Source organism: Streptomyces inusitatus (assembly GCF_014651115.1).
In the GTDB taxonomy this organism is placed as follows: Bacteria; Actinomycetota; Actinomycetes; order Streptomycetales; family Streptomycetaceae; genus Streptomyces; species Streptomyces amakusaensis.
Genome location: NZ_BMWG01000002.1, coordinates 186,822 through 202,237, shown reverse-complemented (window position 1 = coordinate 202,237; position 15,416 = coordinate 186,822). Strand labels below are relative to the sequence as shown.

Genomic DNA, 15,416 nt, shown 5'->3' with positions numbered 1-15,416 from the left:
GGGAGCAGTCTGTGATTGTGGTCGTCCTGCTGGTCATGGTCGCGGTGATCGCCGTCTTCGCGGGGGCGCACTGGTATGTCTGGCGCAGACTCGTCCGTGACACCACGCGCGCGGGCGGGACGGCGCGGCGGATCGGCACGGTGGCGGTGTGGACGCTGCCCCTGCTGTCGGTCGCTGCCCTGACGTCGAGCCGGGCGGGGGTGCCGTTCCGGCTGGAACAGGTGCTGGCCTGGCCCGGGTATCTCTGGCTGCCGGTCCTGCTCTATCTGGTCCTGTGGCTGCTCGTCGGCGAGGCCGTACGCGCCCTGTGGCTGCGCCGCGCGGAGCGGACGCCCGCCGTCGGCGCCGTCGGCGTACCGGATCACACCACCGCGGACGCCGAGAGGCCCGCGTTGTCCGTGCCCTTTGGCCCGGATCCCTCGGCGGCCACCGCCGACGCCTCCCCGGAGCAGGCCCCGGCCCCCGGCTCCCCGTCCGCCGTCCTGACCGCGCCCGCCGACCCCGCCGCCGCCCCGCACGAGGTCAAGGCCGCGCCCGGCGCTCCCGGGCCCCAGCCGGTCTCCCGGCGGCTGTTCGTCTCCCGGGTGGTCGGCGGCACGGCCGCCGCCGCCGCGCTGGGGACCGTGGGCCACGGCGCGTACGGGGTGCTGCGCGGCCCCAGGATCAAGCGGGTCACCGTACCGCTCGCCAAGCTGCCGCGCTCTGCGCACGGCTTCCGGATCGCCGTCGTCAGCGACATCCACCTCGGGCCCATCCTCGGCCGGGGCCACACCCAGCGGATCGTCGACGCCATCAACGCGGCCCAGCCCGACCTCGTCGCCGTCGTCGGCGACATGGTCGACGGCACCGTCGCCGACCTCGGGGCCGCCGCCGAACCCCTCACTCAGCTCAGGGCCCGGCACGGCTCCTTCTTCGTGACCGGGAACCACGAGTACTACTCCGGGGCCGACGAATGGGTCGACCACGTCCGTGAGCTGGGGCTGCGGCCGCTGGAGAACGAACGCGTGGAGATCGCGGGCGGCTTCGACCTCGCCGGGGTCAACGACCTGGAGGGCGAGGCCACCGGCCACGGCCCCGACTTCGCCCGGGCGCTCGGCGACCGGGACACCGGCCGGGCCTCCGTGCTCCTCGCCCACCAGCCCGTCGTCATCCACGACGCCGTCAAGCACGGCGTGGACCTCCAGCTCTCCGGCCACACCCACGGCGGACAGCTCTGGCCGGGCAACTACCTCGCCGAACTCGCCAACCCCACCGTCGCGGGCCTGGAGCGGTACGGGGACACCCAGCTCTATGTCACCCGGGGCGCGGGAGCCTGGGGCCCGCCGGTCCGGGTCGGGGCCTCCTCCGACATCACCGTCGTCCAGCTCGCCTCGCGCAAGGCCTGAGCCTCACTCCGCCGGGGGCGGCGGCGCGGCCGCCCCCTTCCGTACCGCCGTCGCCCGCTTCCGTACCCCTGCGGCCTTCTTCGCGGCCGCGCCCTGCTTGCGGCCCACGGCCGACTGCGCCATCCCGGGCAGCAGATCCGTCAGCAGCTCGTGCACATCGTGGACGAGCGGGCGCAGCACCCGGAAACGGGCGAGGACGATGCCCCGCGCGGTGAGCCGCGCGCCCTGCTCCGCCAGCCGGCGGCTGCGCTCGTGACCCTCCGAGCGGTCGAAGACCCAGTACAGGACCAGCCCCATCTGGGAGAGCCACAGCAGCTCCGGAAGCGCGTCGGCCAGTTCGGCGGGCACTTTGGTCCTCGCTCCGGCCAGCGCCTCGCGGTGCACCGCGATGGCCTCCTCGCGGGCGGGCTCCGACTCCTTGGAGAAGGGGCTGAGGGGACTCTCCGGGTCGGCCGCGTTCTTGAAGAACTGCGCCGCGAACTCGTGGTACGGCTCCGCGATCTCCAGCCAGGCGAGCAGCACCCCGGCGAGGCGCGCCTCCAACTGGGTCTCGTTGTCCAGCACGGGCCGGACCGCCGCGCGGTGCTCGGCGGCGATCCGGTCGTAGAAGCCCTGGACGAGGTGTTCCTTGGAGGCGAAGTAGTAGTACGCGTTGCCCACCGAGACACCGGCCTCTTTGGCGATGGCCCGCATGGTCGTCTTGTCGTAACCGTTCTCCTGGAACAGCCTCAGGGCTGTCTCAAGGATGAGCGTGCGGGTCTGCTCGCTCTTGGGGGCATTCTTGGGGGCCTGCGCGTCCGTCACGGTGACCGAGCCTAACGGGGGATCTCGCACCGGTCGTCGCAGGGCGGACCGGCGGAGGCCGGGGCCCCGGCCGGGCCCGGGCGTGCGCCGTCCGGCCCCGGCCGTACGCCGGACAGCTCGCGGTACTTGGCCGCCGCGAGCATGGTGACGCGGACGAAGGGGGCTCCGGCGGGGGTGGCGAGCCAGTGGGCCCTGGTCCGGTGCTCGGCCAGCGCCCACAGACAGACGACCCAGGCGGCCGAGCCGCTGTAGATCTGGCCCCCGTCGCCGATCACGGTGATCTCGCGCAGGGTGCGCCCGTGGTCGAGGGAGGGGAAGAGCCGCCGCGCCGCCTCCGAGCCCGCGGGCACCAGATGCAGCGGGACGAGCTGGCGCTGCCGCTTGAGCCAGTGCCGCAGATGGACGCAGAGCGGGCAGTCGGCGTCGTAGAGGACGGTCAGCCGCTGGAGCGGACCCCGGTGGCGCGGATGGGTGGCCATGGCGCTCAGGCTCCGGCCGGTCCGCCGGCGGGCGGGGTCCAGGGGGTCTTGTCCGCCGGGGGCAGCCAGCCCTGCGGCTCCACAGGCGGGGTCGTCTCGCGCTCCATCACACCCCGGCGGCGGATCTTGTTGAGGACGTAGACATTGCCCAGGTGCAGCACCCCGAGGACGAGCAGGACGACGCCGAGCTTCACCGAGAGCGCGTCGAACAGCCCGCGGGTGTCCCCGATTTCCTCGGCGACCCGCAGATACAGGGCGACGAAGCCCAGGTTGACCAGGTAGAAGCCGACGACCAGCAGATGGTTGACGGCTTCGGCGAGCTTCTCGTTCCCGTGCATCACATCGGCGAGGAAGATCCGCCCATTGCGGCTGAGGGTGCGGGCCACCCAGATCGTCAGCGCCACGCTGACCAGCAGATAGACGATGTAGCCGACCACGTTGAAGTCCATGCCCCACGCTCCTTGAACGCGTTCAAAAAGACTGTCAGAAAAGACAGTAGACCTGTTTTTGAACATGTTCAAGACATGGGTGTGCGGCCCCGCAATCCAGTTGGCTCGGGGCTGATTCCGGCTTAACGTGCCCTTGATGACTCTTACTCATGACATGACCGGCGACGGCCCGGTGGCCGTCCTGCTGCACTCCACCGTCTGCGACCGCCGCATGTGGGACCCGCAGTGGCGGAAGCTCCCGGCCGCCGGACTCCGGCTGGTGCGCTGCGACTTCAGGGGGTACGGCGAGACCCCGGCCTCAGACGCTCCCTACAGCGACGCGGACGATGTGCTCCGGCTCCTGGACGCCCTCGGCGTCGAACAGGCCGCCCTCGTCGGCTCCTCGTACGGCGGCCGCACCGCCCTCGACATCGCGCTCCGCGCCCCGCACCGGGTCACCGCGCTCGCCCTGCTCTGCCCCGGCCTCCCCGACCAGGACGAGAGCCCCGAACTCGCCGCCTTCGACGCCCGGGAGACCGAACTCTTCGAAGCCGACGAGCTGGAGAAGGCCGCCGAACTCAACGCCCGCGCCTGGCTGGGCCCCGAGGCCGACACCGCCACCACCGAGGCCGTCCGCGCCATGCAGCTGCACGCCTTCCGCGTCCAGTCCGCCGCCGCCGAGGAACACGACGGCGCCGCCGACTTCGACGTACCCTCCCTCGCCGGCCTCCGGACCCCCGCCCTCATCCTCTCCGGCGCCCACGACTTCCCGGACTTCCGCGCCTGTGCGATCCGCACCGCCGAACTCCTGCCCGGCGCACACCACCGCGAACTCCCCTGGGCGGGCCATCTCCCCAGCCTGGAGCGCCCGGCCGAGATCACCGCTCTCCTCGCCGACTTCCTCACCCCGTGACACCCCCGGCGGGCGGCCTCCCGCCCCGCCCGCCGGAGGCCGGGGGCTCCGTCACATCGCGCTGATCGAGCGCGCGTAGCCGACCTGGGCCATGACCTGCTGGAAGAGATGAGGATGCATGGCCGGGATCATCGTGGCGTGATGCTTCCCGCCACTGGTCACCGTCACCTGCACAAAGCCCGAGGTCTCCTTCTCCTTGATCAGCAGAAAGAGCAGCCCGAGCCCGCACGCCCCCACGAACAGCACCGCCAGCACGATCGCGTACACCGGGATCTTCTCCTCGGTCCGCGACAGATCCGACGCGTTCCACACCGCCCCCCGCAGCGGCATTCCCCCCGCCGGGGTCATGATCGTGTCCCCCACCACCGTGATGTCCCCGATCGCCAGCGCCGGAGCACCCCCCACCGCCTGCCCATACGGCACCGGCACCGGCACCCCCGCCGCCTGCGTGAACCCCGGCCCCGCCCCCTGCGGATACCCGTACCCCCGCGTCTCCTGCGGATACCCGTACGGCTGCTCCGGCCCCCACTGATACTCGGGTTCCCCGTCCGGCCGGTACGGATTCGGCTCGCTCATGGTCGTTTCCCCGCTTTCCGCCCCATCAGTCAGAGGCCCTCTGATCCTGCCAGGTCCCCTCCCGCGACGAGAAGCCCGATGCCCTCGTTCCCTCAGGCGCCCGGCTCCCGCCCGGCGGGGAGGCCCCCACAGCACTCCGCCCCGCCGGATCGGATCCGGCGGGGCGGGGAGCGGAAACCACGAGGGAGGGTCAGAAGCGGCGGGTGATCAGGGCGCGCTTGACTTCCTGGATGGCCTTGGTGACCTCGATGCCGCGGGGGCAGGCGTCGGTGCAGTTGAAGGTGGTGCGGCAGCGCCAGACGCCGTCCTTGTCGTTGAGGATCTCCAGGCGCTGCTCACCGGCCTCGTCGCGGGAGTCGAAGATGAAGCGGTGGGCGTTGACGATGGCGGCGGGGCCGAAGTACTGGCCGTCGTTCCAGAACACCGGGCAGGAGGAGGTGCAGGCGGCGCAGAGGATGCACTTGGTGGTGTCGTCGAAGCGCTCGCGGTCCTCGGCGGACTGGAGGCGCTCGCGGGTCGGCTCGTTGCCCTTGGTGACGAGGAAGGGCATGACGTCGCGGTAGGCCTGGAAGAAGGGCTCCATGTCGACGACGAGGTCCTTGAGGACCGTGAGGCCCTTGATGGGCTCGACCGTGATCGGCTTCTCCGGGTTGATGTCCTTGATCAGCGTCTTGCAGGCGAGCCTGTTCTTGCCGTTGATCCGCATCGCGTCGGAGCCGCAGATCCCGTGGGCGCAGGAGCGGCGGAAGGTGAGGGAGCCGTCGAGGTCCCACTTGATCTTGTGGAGGCCGTCGAGGACCCGCTCCTTGGGGTCGATCTCGATCGGGAAGTCCTCCCAGACCGCGTGCTCCGACACCTCGGGGTTGAAGCGGCGGACCCGGAAGGTGACCGTGATGTAGGGGGAGGCGGCGGATTCCGCCTCGACCTTGTCCAGTACGGGGGTAGCCATCAGTACTTACGCTCCATCGGCTGGTAGCGGGTCTGGACGACCGGCTTGTAGTCGAGACGGATGGTCTCGGTGCCGTCGTCGCCGAGCTCGCGGTACGCCATGGTGTGGCGCATGAAGTTGACGTCGTCGCGGTTGGGGTAGTCCTCGCGGTAGTGACCGCCGCGGGACTCCTTGCGGGCCAGTGCCGAGACGGCCATGACCTCGGCCAGGTCGAGCAGGTTGCCCAGCTCGACGGCTTCGAGGAGGTCGGTGTTGAAGCGGCGGCCCTTGTCCTGGATGGACACGTTCTTGTAGCGGGCGCGCAGCTCGCCGATCTTCTCGACGGCGGTCTTGATCGTCTGCTCGGTGCGGAACACCATCACATTGGCGTCCATCGTCTCCTGGAGCTCACGGCGGATCTCCGCGACCCGCTCGTTGCCCGTGGAGTTGCGCAGCCGCTCCACCTGCTCCTGGACCAGCGAGGCCGGGTCCTCCGGAAGGTCGACGTAGTCGGCCTTCGCGGCGTACTCGGCGGCGGCGATGCCGGAGCGCTTGCCGAAGACGTTGATGTCGAGGAGCGAGTTGGTGCCCAGCCGGTTGGCGCCGTGCACCGAGACACAGGCGACCTCGCCGGCCGCGTACAGACCCGGCACGACGGTGGTGTTGTCCAGCAGGACCTCACCCTCGACGTTGGTCGGGATGCCGCCCATGGCGTAGTGCGCGGTGGGCTGGATCGGGATCGGGTCCGTGTAGGGCTCGATGCCGAGGTAGGTCCGGGCGAACTCGGTGATGTCCGGGAGCTTGGCGTCGAGCTGCTCCGGCGGCAGGTGGGTCAGGTCCAGGTAGACGTGGTCGCCCTCGGGGCCGCAGCCGCGGCCCTCGCGGATCTCCGTGTAGATGGAGCGGGAGACGACGTCGCGCGAGGCGAGGTCCTTCATGACGGGGGCGTACTTCTCCATGAAGCGCTCGCCGTCCTTGTTGCGCAGGATGCCGCCCTCACCGCGGGCGCCCTCCGTGAGCAGGATGCCCATGCGCCAGATGCCCGTCGGGTGGAACTGGAAGAACTCCATGTCCTCCAGGGGCAGCCCGCGCCGGTAGCAGGCCGCCTGGCCGTCGCCGGTGAGGGTGTGCGCGTTGGAGGTCACCTTGAAGAACTTGCCGGTGCCGCCGGAGGCGTAGATCACGGACTTCGCCTGGAAGACATGGATCTCGCCGGTGGCCAGCTCGTACGCGACGACGCCGGCCGACTTCTTGACCCCGTCGACCTCGGTGATCAGCTGATCCAGGACGTAGAACTCGTTGAAGAACTCCACGCCCTCCTTGACGCAGTTCTGGTACAGCGTCTGGAGGATCATATGACCGGTGCGGTCGGCGGCGTAGCAGGACCGGCGGACCGGGGCCTCGCCGTGGTTGCGGGAGTGCCCGCCGAAGCGGCGCTGGTCGATGGTGCCGTTCGGCGTCCGGTTGAACGGCAGGCCCATCTTCTCCAGGTCGAGGACCGCGTCGATGGCCTCCTTCGCCAGGATCTCGGCGGCGTCCTGGTCGACCAGGTAGTCACCGCCCTTGACCGTGTCGAAGGTGTGCCACTCCCAGTTGTCCTCCTCCACATTGGCGAGCGCGGCGGCCATGCCGCCCTGCGCCGCGCCCGTGTGGGAGCGGGTGGGGTAGAGCTTGGTCAGCACCGCGGTACGGCTGCGCTTGGTGGCCTCGATGGCCGCGCGCATGCCCGCGCCGCCGGCGCCGACGATGACGGTGTCGTACTTGTGGATCTTCATTGGTTCGTCAGCCCCGGCTTTAGCGGATGTTCGGGTCGAAGGTGAAGATCACCAGCGTGCCCAGCAGGATGGTGAACACCGTGGCGGCGTACAGCAGGCCCTTCAGCCACAGGCGCGTGTTCGGCCGCTCGGCGTAGTCGTTGATGACGGTACGCAGGCCGTTGGCGCCGTGCAGCATGGCGAGCCAGAGCATCAGCAGATCCCAGACCTGCCAGAACGGGGACGCCCAGCGGCCCGCGACGAACGCGAAGCCGATCTTGGAGACGCCGCCGTCCAGCACCAGCTGGATGATCAGGTGGCCGATGACCAGGACGACCAGCAGGACGCCGGAGAGACGCATGAAGAGCCAGGCGGCCATCTCGAAGTTGCCGCGGGTGGCGCGCGGGGTCTTCCCGGTGCGCTTGCGCGGGGCCTCGATGAGGGGGGCCGGGTTGTCCACGTCGTAGTGCGGGCCGCTCTCGACGGAACCGATGGCGGAAGAGGTGTCAGCAGACATGGTGCGTCAGCTCCCGAATACTTCGCGTACGGCGTGGCCGAGGACGGGGTAGAGAGCGCCCACCATCAGCACGACCCAGATGCCCACGACGGTCCAGAGCATCTGCTTCTGGAAGCGCGGGCCCTTGGACCAGAAATCTACGGCGATGACTCGCAGACCGTTGAGCGCGTGGAAGAGCACCGCGGCGACGAGGCCGTACTCCAGCAACGCGACGATGGGAGTCTTGTAGACGGCTACGACCTTGTCGTAGTCCTCTGGCGAGACACGGACGAGTGCGGTGTCCAGGACATGGACGAACAGGAAGAAGAAGATGAGGACGCCGGTGACTCGATGAGCCACCCAGGACCACATTCCTTCCCGGCCGCGGTACAGCGTTCCAGCCGGCACGGAAGAACCCTCCGGGAGCGGGGACTAGGGCCTGCCGGCTTGGGTGGTCGGTTTGGCCCGGCCGGGTACGGTCCACCGGCCCCGGCCATCGTAGCGACGCTTTGTCGGTTCGTTCGCCCGGGGTCCGCAGGTGTGATCAAACAGGCAATCAAACAGCCTCGGACGGGCTATCGGTAAGCCTTTGTCCGGCCTTTCCTCGGTTGTCCGGCCGAGGACCCGTTCGGCGGCCCGGCCGGCAGCAGTCGCCGCAGCCTGGCCCGGACCAGTCCGCGCAGCTCCTCGGCGGCCACGGCGCGCTCCTCGTCCGGCTCGTGGGCGAGCCGGGTGCGGATGCCGGTGAGGATCCGGTCCAGGTGGGCGGCGGCCCTGCCCGGGCCGGGGGCGATCACGAAGGCGTGGCCGAATCTGCTCTCGTACGCGGCGTGGGCCGCGGCGAGGGCGGTGTGCGCCACCCGGGGGGCGCTCGGGTGCGGCCGGGCGCGGGACTCGCCCGCGAGGGCGTCGCCCAGCTCGGCGGGGGTGAGGTCGTAACAGGCCTCGTCGGCGGCGGCGAGCAGGGAGCCGATGTCGGGGTACGGGCGGTGCTCGGCCAGCCGGCGGGCCCAGCGGTGGCTGCCGCAGCAGCCGAGCAGGGCGGTGACGGCCGACCGGGGGTCGGCCGAGTTGAAGCGGTCCAGGCCCCAGGGCGTGTCGCGCGGCCACGGGGGCGGCGCGGCGCGCTGCTCCGGGATCGGCGCGGTGCGCGGCTGCGGGATCCGGGCGGCGCGCGGCTGCGGCGGCTGGGCTTGCGGGGCGGCCGGGGGTGGTGAGGCTGGAGGGGTGGGGGCGGTCGCGGTCTGGTGGAGTGTCGGCGATCGCCTCGGGAGGCCGGCGTGGGATTCGCTGGGCAGCGTGGGCTCCTCGAACGGAACAGCGGAACCGCTGGGAAGGGGGAGGCGGATGGGTCGGACGCTATCGATCTGTCCGAGCGGCCGTCCGACGGCCGCACGATTTTCACCCGAAAGTGGGAGTTTCGCTTTATGTGATGGGCAGATGGGGGTGGTTTAACAAACTTTCTTGCTACTTGGGAGGCATTCGAGTGATACGAGGCTCTTCGCGCGCCCGATTCGCCGTCGCGGCGATCACCGCGGTCACCGCCGCCACCGCACTCTCCATGACACTGGGCGGCTGTTCCGGAGACGGCGGCTCCGGCGGTGGCCCCGACGGCCCCGCCCGCACCGAGGCCGCCTCCCGGGACCGGGAGGCCGCCACCCCGTCACCCTCCCGGACGTACCCGCTCTCCTCGGCCCCCGCGACCATCCCCGCCGTACGCGTCCATGAACCGGCGCGCGGCCCCGGCTGGCGGCCGGAACCCGGCGCGGGGGTCGTGATCGCGAAGGGCAGCGAGGGACTCGACGACGAGGGCAGGCTTCTCGCCGGGGAGCTGAAGATCGCCTTCCGGGGAACGGCCGCGGCCCGCCCCGGCGATGTGGAGCTGGCGCTCACCGCGCCCCCGTCGCCCCCGCCCGCCCAGGGGGCCCTGACCGGCCCGGAGTCGTACACCGTCGTCACCGGCGGCGGCCGGGTCCGGATATCGGGGCCCGCCGAGGCCGGGGTCTTCTACGGCACCCGCACCCTGAAACAGGCCGTGCGCTCCGGCGGGGCGATGCCGGAGGGGACCGTGCGGGACGCGCCCGGCCGGCCGCAGCGCGGGCTGATGGTCGACATCGCGCGCAAACCCTTCACGGCGGGCTGGCTGGAGGACCGGCTGCGGGAGATGGCCGACATCAAGCTCAACCAGCTCGGCCTGCACTTCTCCGACGACCAGGCCTTCCGGATCCAGTCCGACACCCACCCCGAGATCGTCTCCCGCGAGCATCTGACCAAGGCCCAGGTGAGACGGATCCTCGAACTCGCCGCCTCGCTGCACATCACCGTCATCCCCGAGATCGACTCCCCGGGCCACCTCGGCGCGGTCCTCGACCACTATCCGGAGCTGAGGCTGAAGGACGCCGCCGGACGGACCGTGCCCGGCGCGATCGACATCTCCAAGCCCGCGTCCGCCACCCTGGTGGACGAACTGCTGAGGGAGTACGCCCAGCTCTTCGACAGCCGGTACTGGAACCTCGGCGGCGACGAGTACCAGGCGCTGACCCGCCGGGACCCCGAGGCCTCCTTCCCCGCCCTCGCCGCCCTCGCCCGCGAGCGGTACGGGCCCCAGGGCCGCATCCAGGACCTCGCGACCGCCTGGGTGAACGACCGCGCCGCCGCGGTGCGCCCGCTGGGCAGGGTGCCCACCGCGTGGAACGACGGATTCTTCCGGGGCGGGCGGGTGAGCGTCGACAAGGACGTCGAGGTCCAGTACTGGACCGGCAAGGAGATCGGGGCGCGTCAGCCGGACGAGTACCTCGCCGAGGGCCGGCCGGTGGTGAACCTGAACGACGAGTACCTCTATTACGTGCTCGGCGAGCCCAATGAGTTCACCTACCCCACCGGCGAGCGGATCTACGAGCAGTGGACCCCGCTGGTGCTGCGCGGCACCGCACCGGTGCCCCGGAAGTACTCGGGGCAGATCCTGGGAGCCCGGTTCGCGATCTGGTGCGACATCGCCGGGGCGCAGACCCCCGAGCGGATCGCCCGGGGCATCGCGCTCCCGCTCCGGGCGACGGCCCAGAAGGTCTGGGACCCGCGCCCGCCCGCCCGTGACTGGCAGGGATTCCAGGCGCTGGCCGAGCGGCTCGGCTGAGCGGCCGGGCCGAGCGGCCGGGCCGACCGGCAGAACCGGGAGCCCGCGGCCGAACGCCTCCGCATGGCGGGAATGTCATGGCCACGTGATGCAAATGTGAGGGAGTCAAGCTCACTTGATGCGCTTCGGTCAGTCCGGTGCACAACCGTCCAGCTCCGCACAACCCATGGCGGGCGGGGTGCGGAAGGGAGTACTTTGCGCCAAGCGGCCCGAAAACCGCGCCGCTGAACGGGCCCTCCGGATCGAAGGGGGCACGTCGGGAGGGGGAGACGTCCCATGGCGTCGAAATGCCTGAGAGAACTGATCGCGGAGGCCGACGAGCGAGGTCTCGCCGCGAGCGGACTGGCCAGCCTGGAGCGCTGTCTGCCGCTGCTCGCGGCGGAGGCGGACGTGCTGCGCCCGCTCTGGGCCGGGCTGGCGAAGGGCGCGGACGGCTGGACCGTCGCGCTGATCGAGGCCCGGGAGACGATGGCCGAGGCGGACACCGGGGACGAGGCGGGCACTCTCGTACGGCAGATGCTGGACGCCGCGCCCCCGCTCTGGGACCGGGAGCCGCTGCGGGAGTGGGCGGACGACTGCTCGATAGCCGCGCTCGAACTCCACCACCGGCTGGACGCGGGCCCGGCGGTCGGGGAGCCCGCCGCCACCGCCGTCGTCGAGGTGCTGAAGGGCTGCCGCGAGGGCGAGCCCGCCGGGGCCGGGCCGCTGGTCGCCGGCGAGCTGCGCCGACAGCTGAAGGTGCTGGAGATACTCGGCGCGGGAGAGGGCGGGGCCGGGCTCCGCCAGGTGCTGCGGGTGTCGACCGAGGGGCAGCGGGTGCTGCGCGCGGTGGTCTCCCGCCGGTCCAGGGTCCAGGGCTGACCGGCCCCGCGCCGCGCGGGCGTACGGAGGTCCGCCGGGCGGCCGACGAGGAGACGGCGTGGCGGATGGAGGGACGACCGAGGCCGCCACCCCCCACAGGAGAGGCCCCGGTCGCCGTCCGCCGGGGTCGCGTGGCGTCCCCGTACTTCACTCAGCGCCGGGCAGACGTTTTCTGTCACACCCCACTGAGTCGGCATATTGTTGCAAGTTGTACAAGCCATGGACGTGAGCCAGGGCGACGCCGTAGCGTCTGATGCGCGCCCGGAGGGCGCGGGCAGTGGTGACCAGCTGCGATTCGAAACAGGTTGAGGTAGTGCTGGGGGACGACGCGGAGCTGACCGCCGCGGTGCTCGCGGCACAGGACGGGAACGAGACCGCCTTCCGTACTGTGTACCGCGCCGTGCACCCGCGGCTGCTCGGCTATGTGCGCACTCTCGTGGGAGAGGCGGACGCCGAGGACGTCACGTCCGAGGCATGGCTTCAGATCGCCCGGGACCTGGAGCGCTTCAGCGGTGACGCGGACCGGTTCCGGGGCTGGGCCGCGCGCATAGCCCGCAACCGGGCCCTCGACCACATACGGATGCGCGGTCGCCGCCCCGCCGTCGGCGGCGACGAGACCGAGCTGACCGGGAAGCCCGCCGAGTGCGACACCGCCGACGCGGCGATGGAGTCGCTGGCCACCGGCAGCACCATGGCGCTGATCGCCCAGCTCCCCCAGGACCAGGCCGAGGCGGTCGTCCTGCGGGTGGTGGTCGGCCTCGACGCCAAGAGCGCCGCCAAGACCCTGGGCAAGCGCCCGGGCGCGGTCCGCACCGCCGCCCACCGGGGCCTCAAGCGGCTGGCCGAGCTGCTGGGAGCGGAGGGCCCCGACCCCGCCGGGAGCCCTGTCGGGAGCCCCGCCGAAAGCCTCGGCGGGCCGCGCCCGACGGCTGGTCACCGGCAAATGGAATACCGGGATCCGGTCGCGAGAGCGTACGGTGCGGACAGTGTCGACACGGACGACGCGAGCGCGGGAACCGGCCCCGACGAGCGCGGAACCGACCTGAATGGTGTGCCTCCGCAGCGCGTACCACGGCCGGGTGCGACGGCACCCGCCGGTGTGACGCATATACGGCTGCGGACGCAGAAGGACATGTGATGGCCGACGAGCGGTACGAGTGGCTCGACCAGGACACAGCGGAACGGCTGTTGCGCGGTGAACCGGTCGACGCCCCCGAGGGGCGAGCCCGTACCCAGGCCGGCCGGCTCGACCGGGCGCTGCGCTCCGCGGGCGCGCCACGGCTGCCGCTCCGCCCGGAGGACGGCGAGATGCAGGGAGAGGCCGCCGCGACGGCGGCCTTTCGCAGAGTACGGGCCGAAGCGCCCGCCCGGATCCCGCAGGAGGGCGAGAGCCTCGGAGTCGTACGGCTGACCCGGCCGCCGCGCCCGCGCCAGGCGGGCGGGCTGCCGCGCACGGTCCGTTTCGGCGTGGTGGCCGCCGTCGCCGGATTCGCCTTCTGCGGGGTGGCGGTGGCGGCCGGCAGCGGTCTGCTGCCCTCGCCCTTCCCCGCGCCGCCCGCCGGTTCGCACGTCGTCGGCGGCGATGCCCCGACGCCCGTGGACAGCGAGCCGCCGGCCGCGCCGGAGACCCGTCCGCCGGTGCGCCCGCCCGCTGCGGCCGGTACGAGTCCGTCGGCCCCGTTCGCCGACAGCGGTGCCCAGAGCGGTGCGCCGAAGCCCTCCGCGAGCGGTTCCGGCTCGCCCGGCGCCGTGGGCGCCGAGCCGTACCCGGACGGCGGGGAGGTCGGCGCGGAGGGCTGGACGGGCGACCCCGACCAGAAGCAGAACCGGAACCGGAACCGGTTGGCGGGGGAGAAGTACCACCGGCTGGTCGCGGATTGCCGTGCCCGCCGCGATGGGACCCTCGGCCCCGTGGGCGCGAAGCGGCTGGAGCGGAACGCCAAGGGCGCCGACCGGGTGGACCGTTTCTGCGAGAGGCTCCTCGACGGCCCGTTCCGGGCGAAGGGACGGGACACGGCGGGCGGCGACGGTGTCCCGGCCGTACCGGCCAAGCCGGACAAGTTCACCAAGCGCGACCACGGGAAGGGCTGGACCAAGCCCAAGCCCAAGTCCAAGCCGAAGGGCCAGGAGCAGGGCCAGGGACAGGGCCAGGGCCAGGGGCATGATCACGGTCACGGCCACCACCACGGCGACCGCGGCGGCGGCGGTAAGAACGCCAAGTCCGCCCAGAACGGCGGCACCGTGAAGGACGGCCGGACCGTGAAGGAGAGCGCCACGGCGAACAGCGGCCCCGGCGCGGGCGGCCCCGCCGTCAACCGCCCGCCGGGTCCGTCGAAGTAGCGCCGCCCGTCTGCGCACAGCCTTGACCTGCTACTTCATTCGGTGGAACAGCCATGTGTGACATTTTTGTGGCGTACGGCGCAGTAATGAGTGAGCCGACTGGTCATCGGTGGCGTCATGAGCCGGGGTTCCCCCCGTACCTACGGCTAGACGCATTGGCGCGGGTGGGACACGTTCCCCCGGTCCCGCCCGCGCCTCCTCTTCTTCTTCCCTCCCGCTTCCTTCCCGCCGGGCGGGTCACCAGTGGACGACGACCTTGTCGCCGTTCCGCACCTCCGCGAAGAGCGCCGAGACGGCCGCCCGGTCCCGCACATTGACACAGCCGTGCGAGGCCCCGCTGTAGCCGTTCGCCGCGAAGTCCGACGAGTAGTGCACCGCCTGGCCGCCGCTGAAGAACAGCGCGTACGGCATCGGGGTGTCGTACAGCGTCGACACATGGTCCCTCGACTTCAGGAACACACTGAAGACCCCCTCCCGGGTGGGGGTGTACTCCGAGCCGAACCGCACGTCCATCGTCGACCGGACCTCGCCGTCGACCACCCAGGAGAGCGTGCGCGTGGTCTTGCTGACGCACATCACCCGGCCCGTCGTACAGCGCGGGTCGAGCTTGACGGCGGGCTTGTTGACGGTCTCGCCGGTCAGCTCTGCGCGGGTCGGCTCGGTCGTCATACCGAGCAGCTTCCGCCAGGTCACGGTGTCCGTGTCCCCCGTCACGGGCAGTCCGCGCCTGCCCTGGAACCCCTGGACGGCGGCGGTGGTGACCGGTCCGTACGTCCCGGTGGGCGCGCCGTCGAACCAGCCGATCTGGGCCAGCCTGGCCTGGAGTTCGCGGACCTGATCGCTCCGGGCGCCCCGGCTCATCAGCACCGGCGCGGGCGGGGCGCTCGGGGTGGCCGACCGGGTGGGAGCCGCCGTCGTCGCCGGTGCGGACAGCGGCGGCCGGGCGGAAGGCGTCGCCGCCGGTGCCGAGGTGGAAACCGGGGGAGGGGGCGGAGTTGGAGTCGGGGTCGGGGTCGGCTTCGAGACGGCCCCGGTCACGGCCCCGGCGGCGGTCGCGGACGGTGTGCCGCCCACCCCGGAACCGGCCCCCGCCGAACGGAGATCGCTCGCCTGTGCCGTACACCCGGTGGCCACCGCCAGCACGGCGACCGCCGCCAGCACTCCGCGTACCGTCGCCGCCCGGCGCGTCCCCCGGTCCGGCCCACGGCGCGTCCCCCGGTTCGGCCCCCGGTCCGTCCTCCCGTGTACGACGCTGCTGCGAAGCATGCCCGTCCCCCTGTGTCCCCCGGCCGCCTGTGCTGCCCCTCCAGAGGTGATTC

16 protein-coding genes are annotated in these 15,416 nt (G+C 71.8%); 6 read left to right on the top strand and 10 right to left on the bottom strand.

Translation table 11 applies throughout. The features are described from left to right. Positions 1-11 precede the first annotated feature (11 nt). Positions 12-1,385, top strand: coding sequence for a metallophosphoesterase (locus IE247_RS04710; RefSeq protein ID WP_229868656.1), 1,374 nt, complete (start codon positions 12-14; stop codon positions 1,383-1,385). Between the two features lie 3 nt (positions 1,386-1,388). On the opposite strand, the gene IE247_RS04705 is transcribed toward IE247_RS04710, so the two are convergent. Genes IE247_RS04705 through IE247_RS04695 form a run of 3 tightly spaced genes read right to left on the bottom strand, consistent with a single transcriptional unit; the run spans position 1,389 to position 3,117 of the window. Next, positions 1,389-2,189 (bottom strand): TetR/AcrR family transcriptional regulator, encoded by an 801-nt coding sequence (locus IE247_RS04705; protein ID WP_190121604.1) that lies wholly within the window; start codon positions 2,187-2,189, stop codon positions 1,389-1,391. Between the two features lie 11 nt (positions 2,190-2,200). Next, positions 2,201-2,668 (bottom strand): thiol-disulfide oxidoreductase DCC family protein, encoded by a 468-nt coding sequence (locus IE247_RS04700; RefSeq protein WP_190121603.1) that lies wholly within the window; start codon positions 2,666-2,668, stop codon positions 2,201-2,203. Between the two features lie 5 nt (positions 2,669-2,673). Beyond that, positions 2,674-3,117 carry a hypothetical protein gene (locus IE247_RS04695; protein WP_190121602.1) on the bottom strand — a complete coding sequence of 148 codons (444 nt, stop codon included), beginning with the start codon at positions 3,115-3,117 and terminating at the stop codon, positions 2,674-2,676. 136 nt (positions 3,118-3,253) lie between these two features. On the opposite strand from IE247_RS04695, the gene IE247_RS04690 reads away from it, so the two are divergent. Then, the gene (locus IE247_RS04690; RefSeq protein ID WP_190121601.1) at positions 3,254-4,009 is read left to right on the top strand and encodes an alpha/beta fold hydrolase; all 756 of its coding nucleotides are present in this window, start codon (positions 3,254-3,256) and stop codon (positions 4,007-4,009) included. Positions 4,010-4,060: 51 nt separating this feature from the next. On the opposite strand, the gene IE247_RS04685 is transcribed toward IE247_RS04690, so the two are convergent. From IE247_RS04685 to IE247_RS04660, 6 genes are all read right to left on the bottom strand, one after another. Further along, positions 4,061-4,585, bottom strand: coding sequence for a hypothetical protein (locus IE247_RS04685; RefSeq protein ID WP_190121600.1), 525 nt, complete (start codon positions 4,583-4,585; stop codon positions 4,061-4,063). 190 nt (positions 4,586-4,775) lie between these two features. After that, entirely contained in the window at positions 4,776-5,534 is a 759-nt protein-coding gene (locus tag IE247_RS04680; RefSeq protein WP_190121599.1) for a succinate dehydrogenase iron-sulfur subunit, read from the bottom strand. After that, positions 5,534-7,288, bottom strand: coding sequence for a succinate dehydrogenase flavoprotein subunit (gene sdhA, locus IE247_RS04675; RefSeq protein ID WP_190121598.1), 1,755 nt, complete (start codon positions 7,286-7,288; stop codon positions 5,534-5,536). The genes IE247_RS04680 and sdhA overlap by 1 nt, the downstream gene beginning before the upstream one ends. A gap of 19 nt (positions 7,289-7,307) precedes the next feature. Beyond that, on the bottom strand, positions 7,308-7,784 hold the full coding sequence (locus tag IE247_RS04670; protein ID WP_190121597.1) for a succinate dehydrogenase hydrophobic membrane anchor subunit: 477 nt from the start codon (positions 7,782-7,784) through the stop codon (positions 7,308-7,310). 6 nt (positions 7,785-7,790) lie between these two features. Beyond that, the gene (gene sdhC, locus IE247_RS04665; protein WP_190121596.1) at positions 7,791-8,171 is read right to left on the bottom strand and encodes a succinate dehydrogenase, cytochrome b556 subunit; all 381 of its coding nucleotides are present in this window, start codon (positions 8,169-8,171) and stop codon (positions 7,791-7,793) included. 167 nt (positions 8,172-8,338) lie between these two features. After that, positions 8,339-8,803, bottom strand: a complete 465-nt coding sequence (locus tag IE247_RS04660) for a 2-oxo-4-hydroxy-4-carboxy-5-ureidoimidazoline decarboxylase (RefSeq protein WP_373305520.1) — start codon at positions 8,801-8,803, stop codon at positions 8,339-8,341. Between the two features lie 521 nt (positions 8,804-9,324). Between IE247_RS04660 and IE247_RS04655 the strand changes: the two genes are divergently transcribed. From IE247_RS04655 to IE247_RS04640, 4 genes are all read left to right on the top strand, one after another. After that, positions 9,325-10,896 (top strand): beta-N-acetylhexosaminidase, encoded by a 1,572-nt coding sequence (locus IE247_RS04655; RefSeq protein ID WP_190122080.1) that lies wholly within the window; start codon positions 9,325-9,327, stop codon positions 10,894-10,896. A 276-nt stretch (positions 10,897-11,172) separates the two neighbouring features. Beyond that, entirely contained in the window at positions 11,173-11,757 is a 585-nt protein-coding gene (locus IE247_RS04650; protein WP_190121595.1) for a hypothetical protein, read from the top strand. 313 nt (positions 11,758-12,070) lie between these two features. Continuing rightward, complete coding sequence (locus IE247_RS04645; RefSeq protein WP_190121594.1) at positions 12,071-12,895, top strand: RNA polymerase sigma factor; 825 nt, start codon at positions 12,071-12,073, stop codon at positions 12,893-12,895. After that, positions 12,895-14,097 carry a hypothetical protein gene (locus IE247_RS04640; protein ID WP_190121593.1) on the top strand — a complete coding sequence of 401 codons (1,203 nt, stop codon included), beginning with the start codon at positions 12,895-12,897 and terminating at the stop codon, positions 14,095-14,097. The genes IE247_RS04645 and IE247_RS04640 overlap by 1 nt, the downstream gene beginning before the upstream one ends. Before the next feature lie 237 nt (positions 14,098-14,334). On the opposite strand, the gene IE247_RS04635 is transcribed toward IE247_RS04640, so the two are convergent. Continuing rightward, positions 14,335-15,363: a L,D-transpeptidase family protein gene (locus IE247_RS04635; RefSeq protein ID WP_190121592.1), complete on the bottom strand. Its 1,029-nt coding sequence runs from the start codon at positions 15,361-15,363 to the stop codon at positions 14,335-14,337. Positions 15,364-15,416: the final 53 nt, after the last annotated feature.

What these genes read in the sequence shown, in the direction of transcription:
- IE247_RS04700 (WP_190121603.1), bottom strand. Translation starts at nt 2,668, where the DNA reads ATGGCCACCCATCCGCGCCACCGGGGTCCGCTCCAGCGGCTGACCGTC.
- IE247_RS04655 (WP_190122080.1), top strand. Translation starts at nt 9,325, where the DNA reads ATGACACTGGGCGGCTGTTCCGGAGACGGCGGCTCCGGCGGTGGCCCC.
- IE247_RS04690 (WP_190121601.1), top strand. Translation starts at nt 3,254, where the DNA reads ATGACTCTTACTCATGACATGACCGGCGACGGCCCGGTGGCCGTCCTG.
- IE247_RS04695 (WP_190121602.1), bottom strand. Translation starts at nt 3,117, where the DNA reads ATGGACTTCAACGTGGTCGGCTACATCGTCTATCTGCTGGTCAGCGTG.
- IE247_RS04640 (WP_190121593.1), top strand. Translation starts at nt 12,895, where the DNA reads ATGGCCGACGAGCGGTACGAGTGGCTCGACCAGGACACAGCGGAACGG.
- IE247_RS04685 (WP_190121600.1), bottom strand. Translation starts at nt 4,585, where the DNA reads ATGAGCGAGCCGAATCCGTACCGGCCGGACGGGGAACCCGAGTATCAG.
- IE247_RS04635 (WP_190121592.1), bottom strand. Translation starts at nt 15,363, where the DNA reads ATGCTTCGCAGCAGCGTCGTACACGGGAGGACGGACCGGGGGCCGAAC.
- IE247_RS04670 (WP_190121597.1), bottom strand. Translation starts at nt 7,784, where the DNA reads ATGTCTGCTGACACCTCTTCCGCCATCGGTTCCGTCGAGAGCGGCCCG.
- IE247_RS04680 (WP_190121599.1), bottom strand. Translation starts at nt 5,534, where the DNA reads ATGGCTACCCCCGTACTGGACAAGGTCGAGGCGGAATCCGCCGCCTCC.
- sdhA (WP_190121598.1), bottom strand. Translation starts at nt 7,288, where the DNA reads ATGAAGATCCACAAGTACGACACCGTCATCGTCGGCGCCGGCGGCGCG.
- IE247_RS04650 (WP_190121595.1), top strand. Translation starts at nt 11,173, where the DNA reads ATGGCGTCGAAATGCCTGAGAGAACTGATCGCGGAGGCCGACGAGCGA.